The following is a 17,699-nucleotide window of genomic DNA, read 5'->3' as shown; positions in this document are numbered from 1 at the left end:
GGGGGCGGGGGCCGCGGGGCGGGGGCGCGGGGCGGGGGCGGGGCGGGGAGGGAACGGAGGGGGGAGGGAACAAGAGGGATAGCCTGAGGCGCATGGCGCGGGGGCGGAGTGACGAGACGGTGCCCTCGGCGCGACTGTCGGACGGGACGCTCGCACGAGTCCTACCCTCGACCTTCGGCGGCGGGTTCGAGCTCGAGGTCGACGGCACACCTCAGTCGCACATCGACCTCGACGATCCCACCCACCTGCACTTCGAATACGTCGCGCGCATGGGCGCGGTCATCGACAGACTCCGGATGCCGGGGCAGCCGCTCACCGCGATCCACCTGGGAGCGGGCGCACTGACCCTTCCGCGGTACGTCGAGGCGACCCGGCCGGGCTCGCGGCAACAGGTCGTCGAGCTCGAGCCGGCTCTGTGGGATCTCGTGCGCGAGAACCTTCCACTGCCCCGTGGCGCCTCGATCCGGATGCGGATCGGCGATGCGCGCGAGGTGCTGGCGCGCTTGCCCGCCGGCCTCGTCGGCGCCGCCGACCTGGTCGTGTCGGACGTGTACTCGGGGGCGCAGACCCCCGCGCACCTGACCACGGTGGAGTTCTTCACCGCCGCGGCGCGCTTCCTCGCCCCCGACGGCGTGCTGCTGGTCAACGTCGCCGACGGCGCCGGGCTGGCATTCGCCCGCCGCCAGGTCGCCACCGTGCAGGCGGTGCTCGATCATGTCATCGTCCTCGCCGAGGTGCAGACCCTCAAGGGGCGCCGCTTCGGCAACCTCGTGGTCGCGGCATCCCGAGCCCCGCTGCCGACGGAGTGGCTCCCGCGGCTCCTCGCGGCCGGGCCGCACCCGGCGAAGGTCGCGGAGGGGCGCGAGCTGGACGACTTCGCGCGCGGCGCGCGCGTCGCCACCGACGCCGACGCGACGCCTTCACCCCGGCCGGCGGCATCCGTCTTCGACCGCTGACCGGCGTGGCACGACCGGCACCGGGCGTGCCAGCGGGCACACTGGAAGGGCGATCGGCAGCGCGTGTGAAGGGAGTCTTCGTGAGCTACATCAAGGGATACGACCCCGTCACCCTGCACGAGATGGTCGACCCCCGGCAATGCAAGGAGCGGCTCGACGAGATCGGCGATCAACGCAGCCTTCCAGCCCTCCTGGAGCGGGTCTGGCTGTTGAAGGTGCTCGACCGCAGCGAGGACGCGCTCATCATCTCGGAGCAGTCCGTCCGCGTCGCGCGCATGGCGGGTACCCGCAAGGACCTGTTGCGCGCCCGCATCCTGCACGCCACCGTGCTGCAGGCGCGTGGCGCCTTCGCCGCCGCCGAGCAGGAGCTCACCACGTGCGCCGAAGAGGCCGAGGGTCAGGGCTGGGCGAGCATCGCCGCCTTCGCGTATCAGCACCGCGGCAAGGTGAACTTCGACGGCGGCGACTTCGAGTCCGCGCGCAAGGACTTCAAGCGCGCGCTCTTCCTGCGCCAGGACTCCGGCGCGACCGAGGATCAGCTCGAGTCCACGCTGCTCGCCATCGACGCGGCCGACCGGCGCCGGGCCGCGGCATCCGTCGCAAGCTGACGGTGGCTGCGCGAAGCCCGAGTGTCGTAGATATCTTCTAGCCTGACTCCATGTCGGAACTGCATCGCGTGCGGCACTGGGCCGAAGCCCTCATCGACGCCCACCTCGACTCGTCCTGGACCTTCGCGTTCGACAACGCCAAGCGCCGCGCAGGCCTGTGCGACTACACGCACAAGCGCATCAGCGTGTCGCGCTACCTCGCCGCGCGGTACGACGACGACACCAATCACCAGACCCTGCTGCACGAGGTCGCCCACGCCCTGGCAGGCGCCGCGGCCGGCCACGGTCCGCGGTGGAAGGCCGTCGCGCGCGAGCTCGGCTATGTCGGCGGCACCACCCACGGCGGCGAGACCGCCACCGAGCTGGCGCCGTGGATCGGGGTGTGCCCGTCCGGGCACGTCGCCTACCGTCACCGCAAGGCGGTCCGCCCGACGTCGTGCGCGAAGTGCGCGCGCGTCTTCGACGAGCGGTTCCTGTTCACGTGGACCCGGCGCGAGATCACCCCGGCCGTCCGGCTGGCCGCGATGACGCCGCGGTAGCCCGCGCGGATCAGTAGGCGGCGAAGATCCCGTCGCGCAGCACAGGGACGACGGATGCCGCGACCCGCGCGATGCTCGTCGGTCCGGCCGTGCCCGGCGGAGTCTCGCGATGCGCGGGCTCAGCCGCGTCCACCGCTGCGGCGCTCAGCACCTCGTGGCGGGCGCCGCGCTCGATCAGCTCCTGACCAGACCCGCTCGCGGTGAGGAGGTGGCGCATCGCGCCGCGCAGGCCTCGGAAGGACTCGCACGCCGCGGCGGCCTCGGGCGACGTGTGATCGACACCGAGCGCGCCGAGCGCGTCGATGATCGCCCCGGCACCGAGCTGATCCTCGACCGCGAACCGCAGCGGCGCCGAGGGCTCGCGCCCGGCGAGTTCTCCCGCCGCGATGACCGCGATGCTGGTGCGGTCGCCGCGGCGCTGCTGCTCGGCGAGGATCGCGCGAGCAACGGCCGACGCATTGCGCAGGCATCCGAGCATCACGACCGCGTCCGACACGGCTGCCGCTTGCGCGACGGCCGCACCGTTGAGCGAGACCGCATGCGCCGCCGCGTCCAGCGGCACCGTGTCACCGCGGCCGACGGCATCCGTCACCGTCGTGCTGAACCGCAAGACGTCGACCACCACGATCACGTCGGCGGGTGCGAGTCGGACAAGGCCCGCCGCGCCCCACTCGAAGCGGACCTGGTACCGGCGCTGGTCGAACGGGCTCTCGGGCATCGGTCCAGCCTAGATCCGCGCGCCCCGCGCCCGCCGTCGAGACCGCATGTCCTCGCCGAGACCGCACGTCCTCGGCGTCGAGAACCTACGTCCTCGGCGAGACCGCACGTCCTCGACGTTGAGAGCCCGCGCCGCCCAGACCGCACGTCCTCGACGTTGAGAGCCCGCGCCCGTCGAGACCGTACGTGCTCGCCGCGCCCGCACATGCCCCACGTGCCCGCACGTGCCCGCGAGCCCGCACCCGTCGAGACCGTACGTGTTCGCCGAGACCGCACGTCGTCGGCGTCGAGAACCTACGTCCTCGGCGAGACCGTACGTCCTCGACGTTGAGAGCCCGCGCCGGCCGCGCCCGCACATGCCCCGCGTGCCCGCACGTGCCTGCGAGCCCGCACCCGTCGAGACCGTACGTGCTCGCCGAGACCGCACGTCGTCGGCGTCGAGAACCTACGTCCTCGGCGAGACCGCACGTCCTCGACGTTGAGAGCCCGCGCCGGCCCAGACCGTACGTGCTCGCGGCGCCCGCACGTGCTCGCAGAGCCCGCGCCCGTCGAGACCGCACGTCCTCGCCGAGACCGCACGTCCTCGGCGTCGAGAACCTACGTCCTCGGCGAGACCGCACGTCCTCGACGTTGTTGAGAGCCCGCGCCGGCCCAGACCGTACGTGCTCGCCGCACCCGCACGTGCTCGCAGAGCCCGCGCCCGCCGTCGAGACCGCACGTCCTCGACGTTGTGGAGAGCCCGCGCCGGCCGCGCCCGCACATGCCCCACGTGCCCGCACGTGCCCGCGAGCCCGCGCCCGTCGCGACCGTACGTGCTCGACGAGACCGCACGTCCTCGACGTTGTTGAGAGCCCGCGCCGGTCCAGACCGCACGTCCTCGACGAGGGGGGTGGGCCGAGGGAACGGGGTGCGAGACTGGAGCATGCGGATCCTGCTGAAGATCGTGATCGAGTGCGACCCGGATGCTGCCTGGCGGGCGGTGCACTCGCCCCGCGCGGTGGCGCAGCTGTACGGTCCGCTGCTCGGCCTCGAGCCGCTCGTGCCCGACGGCCTGCCGACGGCGTGGAGCCCGGGTGACGACATACCGGTTCAGCTGTCCGCGTTCGGAGCGGTGCCGATGGGTCGCCAGTTGATCCACGCGAGCGAGCGCACCGTGCCGGGGCCTGACGGTGCGGTGCGGATCTTCCGTGACAGCGGCATCCCGCTCACCGGTCCCCTCGCCAGTCTCGACGTGTGGGACCACCAGATGGCGATCTCGCCGGCACCCGGCGAGCCCGCGAAGACGCTGTGGCGTGACCGGCTCGTCATCGGCGGGCCGACGGCGCCCGCGCTGTGGCCGGTGCTGTGGGGCATGTGGCAATGGCGAGCTGCTCGCATCCGCGCGCTCGCGCCGACGTGGGCTCACGACCCCGAGACCCGGCCCGACTCCGAGACTGCGCAGAACCCATCGAGCGAGGCGGCTCCCGCGGGCGAGCGGAATGGGTGACGTCACCGTCCGCACCGCGACCGCCGATGATGCGCTCGCGATCGCGCGGGTGCACGTGGACACGTGGCGCGAGACCTATACCGGCAAGCTCGCCGACGACGTGATCGAGGGGCGACCGATACCCGAGCGCGCGGCGGCTCTCGCGCGCCTGCTCGCCGGCGAATCCACGCTCGGCCCGCAGACGCTCTGGGTCGCCGAGCGCGAGGGCGCGATCGTCGGGTTCGCGTGGGCCGGCGCCTGCCGCGACGCCGATCGCGAGGATACGACCGAGCTGTACTCGATCAACGTGCTGCGGGCGCATCATGGCAGCGGCGCCGGCCAGCTCCTGCTCGACGCCGCGCTCGGTGGCGGCCCGGCATCGCTGTGGGTGCTCGAAGACAACCCCCGTGCCCGCGCCTTCTACGAGCGCAACGGCTTCGCACCCGACGGCACGTCGAAGGACGACGAGCGCCTCGGCGGCGCCCACGAGATCCGCATGGTCCGGGGCGATCGACGGGACGTCAATCGCCGGGGATCACCGTGAGCACCCGTCCGGTGTACTGCAGGAACTTCGCCATGAACGCGCGCAGGAATTCCTCCACCTCAGGATCGGTGACGGTGCCGTCGTCCTCGATCAGCCCCGGCGTGACCTGGATGTAGGCCTCGGGCGAGGTCATCTGGCGGGCATTGAGGTAGCTGAGAGTGCTGCGCAGGGTCTGCTGGGCGACCGCGGTGCCGATCTTGCCGGGCGAGGCGCCGATGACGGCGGTGGGCTTGTCGTCCCACGCGTTGTCGCCGTACGGCCGGCTCCCCCAGTCGATCGCGTTCTTCAGCGGGCCGGGGATCGACCGGTTGTACTCGGGCGTCACGAACATCACGGCGTCTGCGGACTGGATCGCGACCTTGAGGTCGCGTGCCGACTGCGGATAGTCCTCGTCGAGGTCACGGTTGTACAGCGGAAGCTCGCCGTACGTGATCTCGAAGAACTCGAACTCACGCGGTGCGACCCCCTGCAGCGCCGACGCCAGGCGTCTGTTGATGGACTCGCGCGACAGGCTCCCGATGACGATGCCGACGCGATAGGGCGGCTCATGGTCGATGATGTCGATCTCCATGCCCCCACCTTCCTCGGCCTCACCGGCATGCGCACCCCCCTTGCGCGCCGTCGCGAGATGGGTCAGGCGACGGATGCCCCGGCGCGAAGCCTGCGCCGTGTGCCCACGTGCCACGCCCTCTCCATGCAGCGCGCAGCGACGCGTGGAGAGGGCGTGGGGAGCATCCGTCCCCGCCATCCGGCTCAGTCGGCGAGCGCCTCCACCGGCACGACGCGCGTCGCCAGTCGCGTCGGGACGACCGCGGCCACGAGGGTGAGCACCGCGGTGGCGACCACGATGATCACGACCGGGAGCCACGGCACGGCCGGGGCCACGAGGGTCGGCGCCGAGAACGACGGCGGCAGGCGCACCGACCCCAGCACCGACTGCGCGCCCGCCCACCCGTACGCGATGCCGAGCACCAGGCCGGTCGCGGTCGCGGCGATCGTGATGTGCGCGGCCTCGAGCAGCACCATGCGGCGCACCTGGCCGGTCGAGACGCCCAGCGCACGCAGCAGGCCGAGCTCGCGACGACGCTGCACGACGCCGAGCGTCAGCAGGTTCACCAGGCCCACGGCGGCGATCACCGCCGACACGGCGACGAGCCCCATCATGATGCCCGCGAACGTGTCCATGAGCGCCGTCATCTCGTCGGGCAGCGGGCCGTCCGCCGACGCGGCGAACACGGCCTTCACCGTCTCGAGCGCCACGGCGAACATCGTGACCAGCGTGACCCCCATCACCACGCCGATCGCCATGCGGCTCGAGCGCTCCGGATAGCGCAGCGCGTTCTCGGCGGCGAGCCGCGCGGTCGCCGAGCGGCCGAACGCCCGCCCCACCAGCCGCAGCACCGGCGGCATGATGAGCGTCGCCCCCATGGCCAAGCCGGTGAACGAGAAGATGCCACCGAGGAACGCCACCACCACTCCGAGCGGCGTGATCATGCCCAGTGCGATGCCCGCGGCCAGCAGCGCGCCGCCGATCGCGAACAGCGTGATCGCGACGCCGTTGCGGCCGCGACGCGCGGCGAAGGCGTCGTGGGAGGCCTCGACCGAGCCGCCGAGCGCCTGCAACGGCGTGACGGCCAGCACGCGGCGCGAGCCCGCCCAAGCCGCCGCCCACGTGGTGAGCGCGACCACGACCGCGGGAACGACGAGGACCGGCTGCACCACGGCGTACGCGAGATCGTCGATGCCGAGCAGCGCCTCGGCGAGCAGGATGCCCACCCACGACAGGAGCGTTCCGCCGACCAGACCGATGGCGGCGCCGATGACACCGACGACCAGGCCCTGCCGGGCGATCTCGGATCGCTGCGAACGCGCCGATGACCCGATCAGACGCATGAGCGCGATGCGGCGGGTGCGGCCGGCGACGACGGTCGCGAAGGTGTTGGCCGTCACGATCGACGCGACGTACACCGCGACCCCGACGAGGATCACCGACATGAGCGCCAGGACGATCGCGAGCGTTCCGCTGTCGCCGATGTACGGGTCGGCGCGCATGAGCGCGGCGATGTATCCGGTGGCACTGAGCAGCACCGCGCCGAAAGCGCTCGAGATCGCGGCGACCAGGATGCTCGCGCCCATGCCGCGTTCGCGCAGCCAGCCGAGCGGGGCCGCCCTGGGTGAGGTGGGGATGCCGCCCGCCGCAGCCCGCGGCCGCTCCGCTGCGGTCTCGGTGATGAGGCTCACGACGCCACCGCCGCGGCGGTCGTGGAGCCCAGTTCGGAGGCGAGCATGTAAGCCGAGATCTCTTCGGCGCTCTGGCGGGGCTTGTCGGCGACGATGCGGCCGTCGCCGAGGAACAGCACGCGGTCCGCGTGCGATGCGGCGACCGCGTCGTGTGTCACCATCGCGATCGACTGGCCGTGGTCGCGGCTCGCCGCGGCCAGCAGGCCCAGCACCTCACGACCGCTGCGGGAGTCGAGGTTGCCGGTCGGCTCGTCGGCGAACACGAGGTCGGGGGCCGTGGCCAGGGCACGGGCGATCGCGACGCGCTGCTGCTGCCCGCCCGAGAGCTGGTGCGGCCGATGCCCCAGGCGCGCCGTGAGGCCGAGGGTCTCGACGAGGCCGTCGATGCGGGCGCGCTCCAGCGCCGTGGGCCGGCGCCCATCGAGGTCGAACGGCAGCAGGATGTTGCCGAGCGCGTCGAGGGTGGGCACCAGGTTGAAGGCCTGGAACACGAATCCGACGCGACGACGACGAAGGATCGTCAGCTCGAGGTCGGACAGCCCGGTGATGTCGGTGTCGCCGATCCATGCGCGGCCCGCGGTCGGGGCGTCAAGGCCCGCCATGATGTGCATGAGCGTGGACTTGCCCGAGCCGGACGGACCCATGATCGCGGTGAACTCGCCACGGCGGATGCCGACGCTCACGCCGTCGAGCGCGCGCACTGTGCTCTCGCCGGTGCCGTAGGTCTTGGTGAGCTGCTGGACCCGGGCCGCCAGGCCCAGGTCGGTCGATGAAATCTCCATGCCTCCGACGCTACGAACGGGGCGACATCCGCCGCGTCGGCCTGGCGGGGCATCCCGCGTACATCGCAAGGATGATCCTCGTCGCCCCGTTCGCGCCGTCGTCAGGTGGCGTCGGGCGAGGCGGCCTCATCGGAGGTCAGCAGCACGACGTTGCCGTCGGGGTCTTCGACGAGCGCCGCGTAGGGACCGATGGTCCGCGTCGGCGGCATGCGACCCGTATAGCCCGCCTCGACGAGGTCGGTCCACGTGCTGTCGACCACGTCGTCATCGCCGACGTAGAACTCGAGCATCTGCGAATAGCCGCCGCCGGACGGTGGCGTCCAGGTCGGGTCGTAGCGCGACGCGAACGCGGTGGTCAGCAGCAGCGTGACCCCGCTGCCCATCCGGTGCGCGACGACGGTGCCGCCGCCGACGGGATCGGGCATCTCCAGCCCCAGACGCCGGTAGAAGCGAAGCGATGCCTCGATGTCGGCCACTTCCAGCACGACCATGCTCAGCTGCAGTTCCATGCCCCGATTGTGCCGTGCTAGGCCAGGCCGTGCTCGAACGCGAAGACGACCAGCTGCACCCGGTCGCGCAATGCCAGCTTCGTGAGGATCCGGCTGATGTGGGTCTTCACGGTCGCCTCCGCCAGGTACTCCCGCGCCGCGATCTCGGCGTTCGACAGTCCCCGCGCGGCGAGCGCGAAGATCTCGCGCTCGCGCTCGGTCAGGTCGGCGTAGGACGGCGGGATCGGCCGCGGCGCGGCATCCGTGAACCTCTCGAAAAGATCACGAGTGGCGGATGCCGCGATCACCGCCGATCCCGAATACACCGTGCGAATCGCGGCGAGCAGGAACTCGGGGTCGGCGTCCTTCAGCAGGAACCCGCTCGCCCCCTGTCTGATCGCGCGAGCAGCCGCCTCGTCGAGGTCGAAGGTCGTGAGCATGACGATGCGCGGCGGGCTCGGGTCGGTAAGCAGCTCGGCTGTCGCAGCCAGGCCGTCCATGACCGGCATCCGGATATCCATCAGCACGACGTCAGGACGGCTCGCGCGCACCGCGGCGAGCGCCTCGCGGCCGTCGGATGCCTCGGCCACGACTTCGAGGTCGGGCTGGGAGTCCACCAGCATGCGGATGCCGGCGCGGAACAGCGACTGGTCGTCGACGAGCGCGACGCGGATCATGCCGCCCCTCCGATCGGGATGACGGCGGAGACGATGAAGGACCCGCTCGGGTCGGCCCCGGCCTCCAGCCGCCCACCGGCCAGCTGGGCCCGCTCGCGCATGCCGATGATGCCGTGCCCGCGGATCGGATCCGGGGTGACCGGCACTCGTTCGGCAAGACCGTTGCGCACGGCGATCTCGACGCGATCCGGAAACCATGACAGGCGCACGTCGACAGATACGCCCCGCGCCCCGTGGCGCAGCGCGTTCGTGAGCGCCTCCTGCAGGATGCGATAGACCGCGAGCTGTGCCGCCGCCGGCGGCGTGCCCGGCGGCACGGGGTCGACGTCCACCCGCAGCGGCACCCCGGCGGCTCGCACCTGGGCGTACAGCTCCTCGAGATCGGCCAGTGTCGGCTGGGGGCCCTCGCCCTGGCTATGCCGCAGCTGCGTGAGGAGCAGACGCACATCGGCCAGGGCCGCCCCGGCGGTGCTCGAGATGATCTCGAGGGCGCCCACGGCAGCGGCGGGGTCGGCGGCGGCCGCGTAGCGCGCACCGTTGGCCTGGGCGATCACGACGGTGAGCGAATGCGCGACCACGTCGTGCATGTCGCGGGCGATGCGCACACGCTCCTGCTCCGCCGCTGCTTGGATCTCGGCCCGTTCCTGCGCCTCGCGGTTCGCGCGGGCGCGCACCGCCGTGCGCATCAGCGCGCCGACCGTCCACGACAGGCCGAGCGCGAAGGCGGCAGCCACGAGCATCATCAGCGCGTTCGGCAGGGTCTCCCACGACAGTCCGCCGCTGGCGTAGAGCGGCCCGGTGGTCAGGTACAGCGTGATCACGACCGCGCCCAGGATGGCCGAGGCGAATCCCGTCCAGTACACGCGCGTCGACCCGTAGGCGGCGGTCGCGTAGAGCACGCCGAAGATCGCGAGATCCGCGAAGCTCGGCGCCCGGCCCAGTCCCACCTGCATCAGCGCGCCAGCCCAGGCCAGACCCAGCGCCAACGCCGGCGAGACCCGGCGCACCCCGAGTGCGCCGCTGAAGAGCACTGCGATCACGATGGCGGCCAGCACCGTGCCGGGCGGGCCAAGTGCCGCTTCCACCGGGGACTGCCCGTTGATCACGAGCTCGACCGGCGTCGCGATCAGGAAGAAGACGACCGCGATCGAGACGTCGACGACGAGCTGGAAGGGCTTCAGTCGGCGGAACACCGTTTCACGGTACGCGAGAGCGGATGCCGCAGCATCCGTCGTGCGATGTATCCGCCTCGCGGCGTTAAGGTCTGCCGGTCCAACCATTGCCTCTCGCGGCCGGAGGCTTTACTGTCGCGTCACAGGGCGAAACCGACGAGAAACGTCGAGTCGACAGGATCAGGGAACGGGGCTGCTCCATCGATCCGACCCCGTCGGTCCCCGCCCGAGGGACCCAGCTGAGGACGGACGGAGAACCATGACCACGGTACGCGCGGCCATTTCACAGACCACCTGGACCGGCGACAAGGAGTCGATGCTCGACAAGCACGAGCAGTTCGCGCGGGATGCCGCCGCGCAGGGCGCGCACGTCGTGTGCTTCCAGGAGCTGTTCTACGGGCCGTACTTCGGTATCACGCAAGACAAGAAGTACTACCGCTACGCCGAGTCGTCCGACGGACCGATCGTGCAGCGCTTCGCCGCCCTCGCGAAGGAACTCGGGATCGTGACCGTGCTGCCGATCTACGAAGAGGCCGAGACGGGCGTCTACTACAACACCTCGGTGCTCGTCGATGCCGACGGCACCATCCTCGGCAAGTACCGCAAGCACCATCTGCCGCACCTCGACCGGTTCTGGGAGAAGTTCTACTTCCGTCCTGGGAACCTCGGCTACCCGGTGTTCGAGACGGCGGTCGGCCGCGTCGGCATGTACATCTGCTACGACCGTCACTTCCCCGAGGGATGGCGCGAGCTCGGACTCGCCGACGCCCACATCGTCTTCAACCCCAACGCCACCAAGCCGGGCCTGTCGAACCGGCTGTGGGAGGTCGAGGGTCCCGCCGCGGCCGTCGCCAACGGCTACTTCGTGCTGCAGCCCAACCGCGTCGGCCGGGAAGACAACGAGTACGGCGAGTTGGCCGTGGACTTCTACGGCACCAGCCAGGTCATCGACCCGCGCGGCAACTTCGTGGGCGAGCGGGGCTCCGGCGAGCACGAAGAGCTGCTGGTGCGCGACCTCGACCTCGACATGGTGCTCGAGATGCGCGACGACTGGCAGTTCTACCGCGACCGCCGCCCCGACTCGTACACCCGGATCGCGAAGCCGTAGGAGGCGGACATGACCACCACACTGATCACCGGCGGAACCGTCGTGTCGGCGACCGGGCGCGGCGAGGCCGACGTGCTCATCGACGGCGAGACCATCGCCGCGGTGCTGGCCCCCGGCTCCCGGCTTCTCGGGACGGATGTCGCCGCCTCGGTCGATACCGTCATCGACGCCACCGGCAAGTACGTCATTCCGGGGGGCATCGACGCGCACACCCACATGGAGCTGCCCTTCGGCGGCACGGCCGCGTCCGACACGTTCGAGACCGGCACCCGGGCCGCGGCGTGGGGAGGCACCACGAGCATCATCGACTTCGCCGTGCAGCGCTACGGCGAGCGTGTGCAGGACGGCCTGGCCGCGTGGCACGACAAGGCCGCCGGCAACTGCGCGATCGACTACGGATTCCACCAGATCGTCGGCGGCGTCGACGACGACTCGCTCGCCGCGATGCGCGGCCTCCTGGACGAAGGGGTCTCGAGCTTCAAGCTCTTCATGGCCTACCCGGGCGTGTTCTACTCCGACGACGCGCAGGTGCTGAAGGCGATGCAGGTGTCGGCCGAGACCGGCCTGCTCACGATGATGCACGCCGAGAACGGGCCGGCCATCGACGTGCTGGCGGCGCAGCTCGCCGAAGCCGGCAAGAAGGCGCCGTACTACCACGGCATCGCACGGGCCTGGCAGATGGAGGAAGAGGCCACGCACCGCGCGATCATGCTCGCCAACCTCACCGGCGCTCCCCTGTACACGGTGCACGTCAGCGCGAAGCAGGCGGTCGACCAGATCGCGTGGGCGCGCGACCAGGGCTGGAATGTGTTCGGCGAGACCTGTCCGCAGTACCTGTACCTCTCGCTCGAGGAGCAGCTCGGCGGCTTCAGCGAGGAGTGGGGTCAGTTCGAGGGCGCGAAGTGGGTCTGCTCCACACCGCTGCGCAGCCGCAAAGAGGGTCACCAGCACCACATGTGGCAAGCGCTGCGCACGAACGACATCCAGATGGTCTCGACCGACCACTGCCCGTTCTGCATGAAGGGGCAGAAGGAACTGGGCCTCGACGATTTCCGCGCGATCCCCAACGGCATCGGCTCGGTCGAGCACCGCATGGACCTGATGTACCAGGGGGTGGTGACGGGCAAGATCACCCTCGAGCGTTGGGTCGAGCTCACGAGCACGACACCGGCCCGCATGTTCGGCCTCTACGGCCGCAAGGGGGTCATCCAGCCCGGCGCCGACGGTGACGTCGTGGTGTACGACCCGAACGGGCACACCTCGATCTCTGCGGCATCCCACCACATGAACATGGACCACTCCGCGTGGGAGGGCTTCGAGGTCGACGGGCACGTCGACACCGTGATCTCACGGGGCAAGGTGATCGTCGACGGCGGCACTTATCACGGCGCGAAGGGCGACGGCCGCTTCCTCAAGCGCGGTCTGAGTCAGTACCTGATCTGAGAGAGAATCCATGGACTTCGGCGTCGTTCTGCAGACCAATCCGCCCGCCGCGCGCACCGTGCAGCTGGCCACGCTCGCCGAGGCCCACGGCTTCAGCCACGTGTGGACCTTCGACTCGCACCTGCTGTGGCAGGAGCCCTACGTCATCCACTCGGCGATCCTCGCCGAGACCAAGCGGGTGACCGTCGGCCCGTTCGTCACGAACCCGGCGACCCGGGACTGGACGGTCACGGCATCCGTCTTCGCCACGCTCAACGAGATGTACGGCAACCGCACGGTCTGCGGCATCGGCCGCGGCGACTCGGCGGTGCGCGTGACCAACGGCAAGCCGGTGTCGATGGCCGAGCTGCGCGAGTCGATCCACGTGATCCGCGAGCTCGCCAACTCGCGGCCCGTGGAGTACAAGGGCGCGACGCTGCAGTTCCCGTGGAGCCGGGGATCGGAGCTCGAGGTGTGGGTCGCGGCCTACGGCCCGATGGCTCTCAAGCTGACCGGAGAGGTGGGCGACGGCTTCATCCTGCAGCTCGCGGACGTCGACATCGCCGCGTGGATGATCAAGACGGTGAAGGATGCCGCGGCCGCCGCCGGCCGTGACCCCGAGTCCCTGTCGTTCTGCGTCGCAGCACCCATGTACATCGGCGAGGACTGGGAGCACATGCGCGAGCAGTGCCGCTGGTTCGGCGGCATGGTCGGCAACCATGTGGCCGACATCGTCGCCAAGTACGGCGAGCACGCCGCGGTCCCCGACGCGCTGACCGACTACATCGCCGGGCGGCAGGGCTACGACTACAACACCCACGGCAGGGCCGACAACGACCACGTCGACTTCGTGCCCGACGAGATCGTCGATCGGTTCTGCATCCTCGGCTCGGCATCCGACCACATCGCGAAGCTGGAGCAGCTGCGTGAGCTGGGCGTCACCCAGTTCGCCGGCTACCTGCAGCACGACAACAAGGAAGAGACCATGCGGGTCTACGGTGAGACCGTCATCCCGGCGCTGCAGACCCACGTGGACGCGAAGCGGTGACCGCACCTCCCGGAGCCGACACGACGGTCTCGCGCCCACCGGCGACCGCAGACCCGCCGCGCCCGGGGCGCGTGCGTCGCCAGAGACCGGCGCGTTCGGCGTCGGCCTGGCTGTGGGGCGCCGTGGGGGTCGCGGCGGTCCTGGTGCTGTGGGAGCTGTACAAGCTGCTCGCGCCGGCGGACGGCGTGAGCGTGGCGGGCATGCGCGTGCTGCCGCGCACGAGCGATCTGGCGATGCCGCACGTGTGGGACATGGCCGCACGCCTGCTCGCGCCGGTGACGCGCCAGGAGGGGTCCCCGCCGCTGTGGGGCGTCATCGCCCTGGGCGCACTCACCACACTCGGCATCGCGGCCGTGGGCTGGCTCGTCGGCATGGTCGTCGGCTTCGCCTTCGCGCTGGTCATGCAGCGCTGGCGCCTGGCGGAATGGGCTCTCCTGCCGTGGATCATCCTCAGCCAGACCGTGCCGCTCATCGCCTTCGCGCCGATCGTGAAGAGCTGGGGCTCGCGCATCGAGATCGGCGGATTCGAGTGGCAGGACTGGATGTCGGTCGCCCTGATCGCGTCGTACCTCGCCTTCTTCCCGATCGCCGTCGGCGCGCTGCGCGGTCTGCAGTCCCCCGACCGCATTCACACCGAGCTGATGCGCACTTATGCCGCCGGCTACTGGTCGACACTGCTCAGGCTCAGGCTCCCGGCATCCGTTCCGTATCTGCTGCCGGCCCTGCGCCTGGGGGCTGCCAACGCCGTGATCGGGGCGGTCGTGGCCGAGGTCTCGACCGGGCTGCAGGGGGGGATCGGACGACTGCTGATCCAGTTCGCCGGACAGGCGTCGGGCGACCCCGCCAAAGCATGGGGCCCCATCTTCGGAGCCGTCGCTCTGGGGCTGGTGGCCGCCGGCTCGGTGGCGCTGCTCGGCGTGCTGCTGAAGGACTACCGACGAGGAGAGACGACGTGATGACCGATGCCGCGACGACCACGAGCACGGACACAGACGCGGTGACCGTGCGCGGCGCCGCCAAGGTGTTCTCCTCCAAGGCCGGAGACGTCACAGCACTGGACGGCATCGACCTGACCGTCGCGGCGGGCGAGTTCGTGTCGCTCATCGGACCTTCCGGATGCGGCAAATCCACCCTGCTGCGACTCATCGCCGACCTCGACACGGCCACCTCCGGCACCGTAGAGGTGTTCGGCAAGCCCGCGCAGCGGGCCCGGCGCGACCAGGACTACGGCATCGCGTTCCAGCAGGCCGGGCTCCTGCCGTGGCGGACCGTCGCCGCGAACATCGCCCTGCCGCTCGAGATCCACGGCGTGGGAGCGGCCGAGCGCAAGGCCCGGGTCACCGAGCTCGCGGAACTCGTGGGGCTGTCGGACTTCGCCCAGCGGCATCCCGACCAGCTCTCGGGCGGTATGCAGCAGCGCGTCGCGATCGCGCGGGCCCTGGCCGAGCGGCCGCGGCTGCTGCTGATGGACGAGCCGTTCGGGGCGCTGGACGAGATGACGCGCGAGCGCATGCAGGCCGAGCTCTCGCGGATCGCCGCCGAGACCGGGGCAGCGGTGGTGTTCGTGACCCACTCGATCCCCGAGGCGGTGTTCCTCTCGGACCGCGTCGTGGTGATGTCGCCGCGGCCAGGACGGATCACCGCCGTCATCGAGACCGGCTTCGGTGCCCGGCGCGATGACGCGCTGCGTGAGACGCCGGCGTTCTTCGCGCGGGTGACGCAGGTGCGCGAGGCGCTTCACGGCGCCCCCGCCCCGAGCACGCGCGGCGCGGAGGAACGATGACCGTCCGCCCCGCACCGACCGACGTCGCCGGGACTCGGTCCGTCCGGCCGGCCCGGCGCGAATGGAGCACCGCCACCGAGCAGCGGCTGCGCATCCTCGCGCCGATCGTCGTCGGCGTGCTCGGACTCGCGGTGTGGCAGTTCCTGGTGAGCGTGGTGGGCGTGTCGGACTATCTGCTGCCGAGTCCGGCCGCGATCCTCCAGCAGCTGGTCGAGTTCTGGCCCGCGATCTTCCAGGCATCCCTCGTCACCGGTCTGAACGCACTGATCGGTCTCGTCGTCGGCACCGTCGTCGCGATCGTGCTCGCCGCGCTCGCTGCGCGCTGGCACGCCATCGACGGGATGTCGGCCCCTCTCGTCGCCTCACTCGCGGTCGTTCCCATCGTCGCTCTCGCCCCCGTGCTGAACTCGATGTTCGGCGCAGACAGCCAGTTCGGACGTCAGGCGATCGCGGGCCTCGCGGCGTTCGTGCCGGTCTTTCTGAACACCCTGCGAGGACTCCGCCAGACTCGGCCGGTCCATCGCGATCTGATGCGCAGTTATGCCGCCACCGGCTCCCAGGCGTTCCGCACCGTGACGCTCCCGACCGCCGTGCCGTACCTCATGACCGGCATCCGCATCGCCAGCTCGCTCGCCGTGATCTCGGCCCTCGTGGCGGAGTATTTCGGCGGCCCCCGTGGTGGCCTCGGCACCTTCATCGCCACCTCCGCCGCGACGAGCGCCTACGCACGGGCGTGGGCGTACGTCGCCGCCGCGATCGCCGTCGGCCTCGTCTTCTACCTCGCCACGGCGCTCCTCGAGCGACTGGTGCTGCGCCGCATCCCGACCGGAGGCGCGCGATGACGCGCGCCCTCACACCGCGTCCTCCTCGCGAGGCCGGCCATGCACCACCGCAGCAAGACATGAAAGGAACGACATGAAGCACAGCACACGTCGCGTTCTCGCGACCGGAGCGTTCGCCCTGTCGGCCGCCGTCCTTCTCGCCGGTTGCGCCGGTGGGGGCGACGGCGACCCCACCGACGCCGGGGGAGGTGGAGACGCGGGCGAACTCACCCCCGTCAAACTGCAGCTGCAGTGGTTGCCTCAGGCCCAGTTCGCCGGCTACTTCGCCGCGATCGACCAAGGGTTCTTCGAGGAGGAGGGGCTGGAGGTCGAGATCATCCCCTCCGGCGGTGACATCGTGCCGCAGGACGCCCTCGCCAACGGCGACGTCGACTTCGCGATCGCGTGGGTGCCCAAGGTGCTCGGCTCGATCGAGGCCGGCGCGAATCTCACCGACATCGCGCAGATCTTCCAGCGATCGGGCACCCTGCAGGTGTCGTGGGCCGACTCGGGCATCGACTCGGTCGCCGATTTCGAAGGCAAGACCATCGGCTCGTGGGGTTTCGGAAACGAATGGGAGATCTTCGCGGCCATGGCCGACGAGGGCCTGGACTCCACCACCGTGCAGATCATCACGCAGGACTTCAACATGAACGCCTTCCTGCAGGGCGACATCGACGCGGCACAGGCGATGACCTACAACGAGTACGCGCAGCTGCTCGAGACGGTGAATCCCGAGACGGGCGAGCTCTACCAGCCGGAGGACTTCAACGTCATCAGCTACGAAGACACCGCCGGCGCCATGCTCCAGGACGCGATCTGGGCCGACACGGAACGGCTCGAGAGCGATGAGGAATACGCCGAGACCGCCGTCGCCTTCCTCAAGGCGGTCGTGAAGGGCTGGGTGTTCGCTCGCGACAATCCGGAGCAGGCGGCCGAGATCACCCTCGCGAACGGCTCCGCCTGGGGCCCGAGCCATGAGCTGTGGATGATGAACGAGACCAACAAGCTGATCTGGCCCTCGCCCGAGGGCATCGGCATCATCGACGAGGCCGCATGGCAGCAGACCGTTGACGGCGCCCTGGCCGCCGTCAACGAGACGGGCGCGCACCTGATCACCGAGGAGCCGCCCGCCACCGCATGGTCGAACGAGTACATCCAGCAGGCGCTGGACGAGCTCACCGACGAAGGCATCGACCTGACCGGCGAGAGCTTCGAGCCGATCGAGGTCGTGCTGCAGGAGGGCGGCAACTAGGGCGTGAGGTCCGGGCGGCCGGTCGACCGGCCGTCCGGACGTTCCGTCTCGCTTCGCCCGCTCAACGACCGGG

At 70.7% G+C, this 17,699-nt stretch carries 19 protein-coding genes; 12 read left to right on the top strand and 7 right to left on the bottom strand.

The annotated features are described in order from the left end of the window. Positions 1 to 92 precede the first annotated feature (92 nt). The 3 genes from K0817_RS15815 (at position 93) to K0817_RS15805 (ending at position 2,103) form a co-directional block, all read left to right on the top strand. Positions 93 to 956 carry a spermidine synthase gene (locus K0817_RS15815; protein WP_219982604.1) on the top strand — a complete coding sequence of 288 codons (864 nt, stop codon included), beginning with the start codon at positions 93 to 95 and terminating at the stop codon, positions 954 to 956. Positions 957 to 1,036: 80 nt separating this feature from the next. Continuing rightward, entirely contained in the window at positions 1,037 to 1,564 is a 528-nt protein-coding gene (locus K0817_RS15810) for a hypothetical protein (protein WP_219982603.1), read from the top strand. 50 nt (positions 1,565 to 1,614) lie between these two features. Further along, entirely contained in the window at positions 1,615 to 2,103 is a 489-nt protein-coding gene (locus tag K0817_RS15805; RefSeq protein WP_219982602.1) for a SprT-like domain-containing protein, read from the top strand. 10 nt (positions 2,104 to 2,113) lie between these two features. On the opposite strand, the gene K0817_RS15800 is transcribed toward K0817_RS15805, so the two are convergent. Beyond that, positions 2,114 to 2,821: a 2-phosphosulfolactate phosphatase gene (locus K0817_RS15800; RefSeq protein WP_219982601.1), complete on the bottom strand. Its 708-nt coding sequence runs from the start codon at positions 2,819 to 2,821 to the stop codon at positions 2,114 to 2,116. Positions 2,822 to 3,742: 921 nt separating this feature from the next. On the opposite strand from K0817_RS15800, the gene K0817_RS15795 reads away from it, so the two are divergent. Both K0817_RS15795 and K0817_RS15790 read left to right on the top strand, forming a co-directional pair. Continuing rightward, complete coding sequence (locus K0817_RS15795; protein WP_219982600.1) at positions 3,743 to 4,306, top strand: hypothetical protein; 564 nt, start codon at positions 3,743 to 3,745, stop codon at positions 4,304 to 4,306. Next, positions 4,299 to 4,829, top strand: a complete 531-nt coding sequence (locus K0817_RS15790; protein WP_219982599.1) for a GNAT family N-acetyltransferase — start codon at positions 4,299 to 4,301, stop codon at positions 4,827 to 4,829. Before K0817_RS15795 ends, K0817_RS15790 begins: the two co-directional genes overlap by 8 nt. Here the strand turns inward: K0817_RS15790 and K0817_RS15785 are convergent. The 6 genes from K0817_RS15785 to K0817_RS15760 form a co-directional block, all read right to left on the bottom strand. Then, positions 4,807 to 5,400 (bottom strand): NADPH-dependent FMN reductase, encoded by a 594-nt coding sequence (locus K0817_RS15785; RefSeq protein WP_219982792.1) that lies wholly within the window; start codon positions 5,398 to 5,400, stop codon positions 4,807 to 4,809. The two genes, K0817_RS15790 and K0817_RS15785, sit on opposite strands and share 23 nt — an antisense overlap. A gap of 182 nt (positions 5,401 to 5,582) precedes the next feature. Continuing rightward, positions 5,583 to 6,965, bottom strand: coding sequence for an ABC transporter permease (locus K0817_RS15780; protein ID WP_219982791.1), 1,383 nt, complete (start codon positions 6,963 to 6,965; stop codon positions 5,583 to 5,585). Between the two features lie 101 nt (positions 6,966 to 7,066). Then, positions 7,067 to 7,852, bottom strand: coding sequence for an ABC transporter ATP-binding protein (locus K0817_RS15775; RefSeq protein ID WP_219982598.1), 786 nt, complete (start codon positions 7,850 to 7,852; stop codon positions 7,067 to 7,069). A gap of 101 nt (positions 7,853 to 7,953) precedes the next feature. Further along, positions 7,954 to 8,361, bottom strand: coding sequence for a VOC family protein (locus K0817_RS15770; RefSeq protein WP_219982597.1), 408 nt, complete (start codon positions 8,359 to 8,361; stop codon positions 7,954 to 7,956). A gap of 17 nt (positions 8,362 to 8,378) precedes the next feature. Next, positions 8,379 to 9,017 carry a response regulator transcription factor gene (locus K0817_RS15765; RefSeq protein WP_219982596.1) on the bottom strand — a complete coding sequence of 213 codons (639 nt, stop codon included), beginning with the start codon at positions 9,015 to 9,017 and terminating at the stop codon, positions 8,379 to 8,381. Continuing rightward, on the bottom strand, positions 9,014 to 10,210 hold the full coding sequence (locus K0817_RS15760; protein WP_219982595.1) for a histidine kinase: 1,197 nt from the start codon (positions 10,208 to 10,210) through the stop codon (positions 9,014 to 9,016). Before K0817_RS15760 ends, K0817_RS15765 begins: the two co-directional genes overlap by 4 nt. A gap of 238 nt (positions 10,211 to 10,448) precedes the next feature. On the opposite strand from K0817_RS15760, the gene K0817_RS15755 reads away from it, so the two are divergent. The 7 genes from K0817_RS15755 (at position 10,449) to K0817_RS15725 (ending at position 17,626) form a co-directional block, all read left to right on the top strand. After that, a complete protein-coding gene (locus K0817_RS15755; protein WP_219982594.1) occupies positions 10,449 to 11,297 on the top strand; it encodes a nitrilase-related carbon-nitrogen hydrolase in 849 nt (282 codons plus the stop codon). Positions 11,298 to 11,306: 9 nt separating this feature from the next. Beyond that, on the top strand, positions 11,307 to 12,740 hold the full coding sequence (gene hydA, locus K0817_RS15750; RefSeq protein ID WP_219982593.1) for a dihydropyrimidinase: 1,434 nt from the start codon (positions 11,307 to 11,309) through the stop codon (positions 12,738 to 12,740). A 10-nt stretch (positions 12,741 to 12,750) separates the two neighbouring features. Continuing rightward, on the top strand, positions 12,751 to 13,767 hold the full coding sequence (locus K0817_RS15745) for a TIGR03842 family LLM class F420-dependent oxidoreductase (RefSeq protein ID WP_219982592.1): 1,017 nt from the start codon (positions 12,751 to 12,753) through the stop codon (positions 13,765 to 13,767). A gap of 140 nt (positions 13,768 to 13,907) precedes the next feature. Then, positions 13,908 to 14,723 (top strand): ABC transporter permease subunit, encoded by an 816-nt coding sequence (locus K0817_RS15740; RefSeq protein ID WP_219982790.1) that lies wholly within the window; start codon positions 13,908 to 13,910, stop codon positions 14,721 to 14,723. Then, complete coding sequence (locus K0817_RS15735; protein WP_219982789.1) at positions 14,723 to 15,550, top strand: ABC transporter ATP-binding protein; 828 nt, start codon at positions 14,723 to 14,725, stop codon at positions 15,548 to 15,550. The genes K0817_RS15740 and K0817_RS15735 overlap by 1 nt, the downstream gene beginning before the upstream one ends. Then, the gene (locus K0817_RS15730) at positions 15,547 to 16,392 is read left to right on the top strand and encodes an ABC transporter permease (RefSeq protein ID WP_219982591.1); all 846 of its coding nucleotides are present in this window, start codon (positions 15,547 to 15,549) and stop codon (positions 16,390 to 16,392) included. Before K0817_RS15735 ends, K0817_RS15730 begins: the two co-directional genes overlap by 4 nt. Before the next feature lie 73 nt (positions 16,393 to 16,465). After that, positions 16,466 to 17,626, top strand: a complete 1,161-nt coding sequence (locus K0817_RS15725) for an ABC transporter substrate-binding protein (protein ID WP_219982590.1) — start codon at positions 16,466 to 16,468, stop codon at positions 17,624 to 17,626. Positions 17,627 to 17,699: the final 73 nt, after the last annotated feature.

The organism is Microbacterium sp. HD4P20 (assembly GCF_019449275.2).
Lineage (GTDB): Bacteria > Actinomycetota > Actinomycetes > Actinomycetales > Microbacteriaceae > Microbacterium.
Note: the sequence above shows the minus strand (reverse complement) of the source record. Positions and strands in the feature narration are given on the sequence as shown.

What these genes read in the sequence shown, in the direction of transcription:
- K0817_RS15730 (WP_219982591.1), top strand. Translation starts at nt 15,547, where the DNA reads ATGACCGTCCGCCCCGCACCGACCGACGTCGCCGGGACTCGGTCCGTC.
- K0817_RS15735 (WP_219982789.1), top strand. Translation starts at nt 14,723, where the DNA reads ATGACCGATGCCGCGACGACCACGAGCACGGACACAGACGCGGTGACC.
- K0817_RS15790 (WP_219982599.1), top strand. Translation starts at nt 4,299, where the DNA reads ATGGGTGACGTCACCGTCCGCACCGCGACCGCCGATGATGCGCTCGCG.
- hydA (WP_219982593.1), top strand. Translation starts at nt 11,307, where the DNA reads ATGACCACCACACTGATCACCGGCGGAACCGTCGTGTCGGCGACCGGG.
- K0817_RS15745 (WP_219982592.1), top strand. Translation starts at nt 12,751, where the DNA reads ATGGACTTCGGCGTCGTTCTGCAGACCAATCCGCCCGCCGCGCGCACC.
- K0817_RS15795 (WP_219982600.1), top strand. Translation starts at nt 3,743, where the DNA reads ATGCGGATCCTGCTGAAGATCGTGATCGAGTGCGACCCGGATGCTGCC.
- K0817_RS15775 (WP_219982598.1), bottom strand. Translation starts at nt 7,852, where the DNA reads ATGGAGATTTCATCGACCGACCTGGGCCTGGCGGCCCGGGTCCAGCAG.
- K0817_RS15815 (WP_219982604.1), top strand. Translation starts at nt 93, where the DNA reads ATGGCGCGGGGGCGGAGTGACGAGACGGTGCCCTCGGCGCGACTGTCG.
- K0817_RS15755 (WP_219982594.1), top strand. Translation starts at nt 10,449, where the DNA reads ATGACCACGGTACGCGCGGCCATTTCACAGACCACCTGGACCGGCGAC.
- K0817_RS15780 (WP_219982791.1), bottom strand. Translation starts at nt 6,965, where the DNA reads ATGGGCGCGAGCATCCTGGTCGCCGCGATCTCGAGCGCTTTCGGCGCG.
- K0817_RS15765 (WP_219982596.1), bottom strand. Translation starts at nt 9,017, where the DNA reads ATGATCCGCGTCGCGCTCGTCGACGACCAGTCGCTGTTCCGCGCCGGC.
- K0817_RS15805 (WP_219982602.1), top strand. Translation starts at nt 1,615, where the DNA reads ATGTCGGAACTGCATCGCGTGCGGCACTGGGCCGAAGCCCTCATCGAC.
- K0817_RS15800 (WP_219982601.1), bottom strand. Translation starts at nt 2,821, where the DNA reads ATGCCCGAGAGCCCGTTCGACCAGCGCCGGTACCAGGTCCGCTTCGAG.
- K0817_RS15725 (WP_219982590.1), top strand. Translation starts at nt 16,466, where the DNA reads ATGAAGCACAGCACACGTCGCGTTCTCGCGACCGGAGCGTTCGCCCTG.
- K0817_RS15785 (WP_219982792.1), bottom strand. Translation starts at nt 5,400, where the DNA reads ATGGAGATCGACATCATCGACCATGAGCCGCCCTATCGCGTCGGCATC.
- K0817_RS15770 (WP_219982597.1), bottom strand. Translation starts at nt 8,361, where the DNA reads ATGGAACTGCAGCTGAGCATGGTCGTGCTGGAAGTGGCCGACATCGAG.